Source organism: Bradyrhizobium sp. Leo170 (assembly GCF_004296405.1).
Taxonomy (GTDB): Bacteria; Pseudomonadota; Alphaproteobacteria; order Rhizobiales; family Xanthobacteraceae; genus Bradyrhizobium.
In genome coordinates, this window is record NZ_PSRR01000519.1 from 1 (window position 1) to 3951 (window position 3951).

Annotated in this window: 6 protein-coding genes; all 6 read left to right on the forward strand. The window is 63.6% G+C overall.

Annotation, left to right across the window (positions count from 1 at the left end; translation table 11 throughout):
* A partial coding sequence (locus tag CWO89_RS41670) for a penicillin-insensitive murein endopeptidase (protein WP_165421560.1) occupies window positions 1–544 on the forward strand: 544 nt, incomplete at its 5' end.
* Window positions 545–708: 164 nt separating this feature from the next.
* Entirely contained in the window at window positions 709–918 is a 210-nt protein-coding gene (locus CWO89_RS41675) for a TOBE domain-containing protein (protein WP_130584046.1), read from the forward strand.
* Window positions 919–920: 2 nt separating this feature from the next.
* Window positions 921–1427, forward strand: coding sequence for a hypothetical protein (locus CWO89_RS41680; protein WP_130584042.1), 507 nt, complete (start codon window positions 921–923; stop codon window positions 1425–1427).
* 289 nt (window positions 1428–1716) lie between these two features.
* Window positions 1717–2502, forward strand: coding sequence for a molybdate ABC transporter substrate-binding protein (gene modA / locus CWO89_RS41685; protein WP_130584043.1), 786 nt, complete (start codon window positions 1717–1719; stop codon window positions 2500–2502).
* Between the two features lie 38 nt (window positions 2503–2540).
* Window positions 2541–3236 carry a molybdate ABC transporter permease subunit gene (gene modB / locus CWO89_RS41690; RefSeq protein WP_130584044.1) on the forward strand — a complete coding sequence of 232 codons (696 nt, stop codon included), beginning with the start codon at window positions 2541–2543 and terminating at the stop codon, window positions 3234–3236.
* Window positions 3237–3238: 2 nt separating this feature from the next.
* Window positions 3239–3910 (forward strand): molybdenum ABC transporter ATP-binding protein, encoded by a 672-nt coding sequence (gene modC / locus CWO89_RS41695; protein WP_130584045.1) that lies wholly within the window; start codon window positions 3239–3241, stop codon window positions 3908–3910.
* Window positions 3911–3951 lie beyond the last annotated feature (41 nt).

Sequence of the window (3951 nt, forward strand, 5' to 3'; positions counted from 1 at the left end):
CGCCTTGAGCGGCCATGCCAGTCACCAGATCGGTTTGGATGCCGACGTCTGGCTGACACCGATGCCCGACCGCAGGCTGTCGCGCGAGGACCGCGAGGACATGTCGGCGGTGATGATGGTGCGGCCGGATCGGCTCGATATCGATCCCAAGGTGTTCACCCCTGGCCATGTGCTGGTGCTGCGCGACGCCGCGCAGGAGCCGGGCGTGCAGCGAATCTTCGTCAACGCCGCGATCAAGAAGGCGCTCTGCCGCGAGGCCAAGGGCGACCGTAGCTGGCTCGCCAAGATCAGGCCGTGGTGGGGCCACGACTATCACTTCCACATCCGCATGCGCTGCCCGGCCGGCGCCACCGAATGCGAGGGCCAGCCGTCGCAGTCGGAGGATGAAGGCTGCAACCCTTCCGACTTCGCCTTCTGGTTCTCCGATGCGGTGCTGCATCCGAAACCGCCGCTGATACCGCCAAAGCCGAAGCCGCCGATGACGCTGGCGCAAATGCCGGCCGCCTGCAAAGCGGTGCTGAATGCACCGGACGCGAAACCGTGATCAGCGCAATGGTGTTTTCATTCGACCGCAAGGTGCGCTAAAGTGGAGGAGTCGCTCCGTAAGCGCGATAAAACCTCGGGTCAGGGCTGCTGATCCTGTTTCATCCCAATCTGTCGATGCAGGCCGTCGTCACACACGGGATGATCAACATTGAAGGATTGATGATGCGCATCAGTGCACGTAACCAGATCAAGGGTGCCGTCGTTGACGTGAAGAAGGGTGCGACCACTTCTCATGTCCGCGTCGACATCGGCGGTGGCCAGGTCGTGACATCCTCCATCACCAATGAAGCCGTCGATGATCTGGGCATCAAGGCTGGCGACAAGGTCATCGTTGTCATCAAAGCTTCAGATGTCATGATAGGAGTGGATTGATCATGCGCAGACTCCTCATTGCCTCGTTGCTGTTGCTCGGTGCCGTTCCCGTTCTTGCGGCGGAAGAACCGAGTGGTTGTGACAAGTTCAAATGGCCGATCGATCGCGAGCGCGCCGCGCTGACCGCGCCGGATCGCGCCAAATTGACATCGGGCAACGAGTTTGCGGCATTGCCCGCAAGCGGATTCACGCTGGCGCTGGCAGCCCCGGCAGATGCAAAACTGCCGACGCCGCCGGAGCGGGCGCCGAAGGACGGCACCTTTGCCGGCTTCACCAGCTTCAAGAATGCGCCCAAGGCCGGCCTTTACACGATCAGCCTGTCGTCCGGCGCCTGGCTGGACGTGGTGCAGGATGGTCACTTCCTCAAGCCCAAGGCATTCAGCGGCGCCACCGACTGCGACGGTATCCGCAAGACAGTAAAATTCGAGCTTTCTGCGAGCGCGTTCGTGCTGCAGATCAGCGGGGCCAAAGAGAATTCGATCTCGATCGCGATATTGCCGAGCGAATGACGGGCAACGGCATGATCCGGAAAAGTGGAGACCGGTTTTCCGAAAAGATCATGCCCAAACAAAGAGCTGGAGCTGGATGGCTTTTCCAGGAAAAGTTATCCAGCTCTAGACAAACGGTCGCCTTTACCCACGCGACCAGCCTGTTATGTTCCCACCGCGATATCCCCGGCGGCCGCAAGCCTCGGGGCTCCTCGGAACGGCGCTTCCGTCTGTCGCGGACCACACCGATTCAACCAACGCCCGAAGTGCGCGCGGTCCGCGCGCATGAGGACGTGATGGAGCGCCTGCCATGAACCGCCTTGCCGGAATTGTCGCCGCCTTTGTCCTTGTGCTGTCTTCAGCCGCCTTACCTGCGAGTGCGCAGGAAAAGACCTTGACCGTGTTCGCGGCCGCCTCGATGAAGAACGCGCTCGACGACATCGATGCCGCCTACACCGCCAAGACCGGCGTCAAGGTCAATGCGAGCTATGCCGCCAGCTCGGCATTGGCAAAGCAGATCGAGCAGGGCGCGCCGGCCGACGTGTTCGTCTCCGCCGACACCGACTGGATGGACTACGCGATCAAGCAGAAGAACATCAACGAGGCGACGCGGGTCAATCTGCTCGGCAACAGCATCGTGCTGATCGCGCCGAAGGACTCCAAGATCGACAACGTCAATATCGGCGCCGGCTTTGATCTCGCAAAACTCGCCGGCGACGGCAGGATCGCGACCGGCGACGTCAAGGCCGTGCCGGTCGGCAAATATGCCAAGGCGGCGCTGGAGAAGCTTGGCGCCTGGCAGGCAGCCGAGCCGAAATTCGCGATGGCCGAAAGCGTGCGCGCGGCACTGACGCTGGTTGCCCGCGGCGAGGCCGTGCTCGGCATCGTCTATTCGACCGACGCCAAGGTGGAGCCCGGCGTCAAGATCGTTGGCACCTTCCCCGCCGACAGCCATCCCGCGATCATCTATCCGGTCGCGGCGACGACGACGGCGAAGCCCGAGACCACCGAGTACCTCAACTTCCTGAAATCGTCGGCGGCAAAGACCATCCTCGAGAAGTACGGCTTCAAGTTCCTGATCACGCCGACGACCTGAGCATGATCCGGAAAAGTGGAAGCATGATCTGAGCCCACGTGTTCGAGATTTCGCCGACCGAGTGGACGGCGATCCTGCTGTCGTTGCGGGTCGCTGTCGTCGCAACACTGGTCGCGACCCCCCTGGGGATCGCGCTGGCGTGGCTGCTGGCGCGCCGTGACTTCTGGGGCAAGTCGGTGCTCGACGCGCTCGTGCACCTGCCGCTGGTGCTGCCGCCCGTTGTCACCGGCTATCTCCTGCTGCTTGCGCTCGGCCGCCGCGGCTTTCTCGGCGCATGGCTTGCCGATCATCTCGGCATCGTCTTCGCCTTCCGCTGGACCGGTGCGGCGCTCGCCTGCGGCGTGATGGCCTTTCCATTGCTGGTGCGGCCAATCCGGCTTTCGATCGAGGCCGTCGACCGGCGACTGGAGCAGGCGGCGGGAACGCTGGGCGCGGCGCCCTGGCAGGTGTTCCTGACCGTGACCTTGCCGTTGGCGCTGCCGGGCGTGCTCGCCGGCATGGTGCTCGGCTTCGCCAAGGCGATCGGCGAGTTCGGCGCGACCATCACCTTCGTCTCCAACATCCCGGGCGAGACCCAGACCATCTCGTCAGCGATCTATTCGCTGATCCAGACGCCCGAGGGCGACCTTGCGGCGGCGCGGCTCGTCATCATCTCCATCGTGATCGCGATGAGCGCGCTTGTTGCATCGGAGTGGTTCGCACGGCGCGCGACGAAGCGGCTGCACGGAAACTGACCATGCTGCGCGTCGACGTCACCAAGCACCTTGGCGAATTCACGCTTTCGGCTACCTTCACCAGTGAAGGCCGCGTCACCGGCCTGTTCGGCGCGTCGGGCGCCGGCAAGACCTCGCTGATCAACATGATCGCGGGACTGCTGAAGCCCGACCGCGGCATCATCTCGCTCGATGGCGAGACGCTTGACGACACCGAGGCGCGCGTGCATGTGCCGCCCTACCGGCGCCGCATCGGCTATGTGTTCCAGGACGCGCGGCTGTTCCCGCATCTCGACGTGCGGCAGAACCTCGATTACGGGCGGCGCATGAACCGCCTGCCGGATGATCCGGCGCAGCACAGCCGCGTCACCGACCTGCTCGACATCGGCCATCTCATGGATCGCCGTCCTGGAAAACTTTCCGGCGGCGAGCGCCAGCGCGTCGCGCTCGGGCGCGCGCTGTTGTCGAAGCCGCGCCTGTTGTTGCTCGACGAGCCGCTCGGCTCACTCGACGAAGGGCGAAAAGTGGAGATCCTCCCTTATCTGATCCGGCTGCGCGACGAAGGCATACCCATGGTCTATGTCAGCCACGACGCCGCCGAACTGCGCCAGCTCGCGACCCAGATCGTGATGCTGCGTCGTGGCGAGGTGACTGCGTTCGGCGGCGTGAAGGTGCTGACGGGAAGCCCGAAGTGATTTCGGCCGCCTTCCCTTCTCCCCTTGTGGGAGAAGGTGGC

What these genes read in the sequence shown, in the direction of transcription:
- CWO89_RS41675 (WP_130584046.1), top strand. Translation starts at nt 709, where the DNA reads ATGCGCATCAGTGCACGTAACCAGATCAAGGGTGCCGTCGTTGACGTG.
- CWO89_RS41680 (WP_130584042.1), top strand. Translation starts at nt 921, where the DNA reads ATGCGCAGACTCCTCATTGCCTCGTTGCTGTTGCTCGGTGCCGTTCCC.
- modA (WP_130584043.1), top strand. Translation starts at nt 1,717, where the DNA reads ATGAACCGCCTTGCCGGAATTGTCGCCGCCTTTGTCCTTGTGCTGTCT.
- modC (WP_130584045.1), top strand. Translation starts at nt 3,239, where the DNA reads ATGCTGCGCGTCGACGTCACCAAGCACCTTGGCGAATTCACGCTTTCG.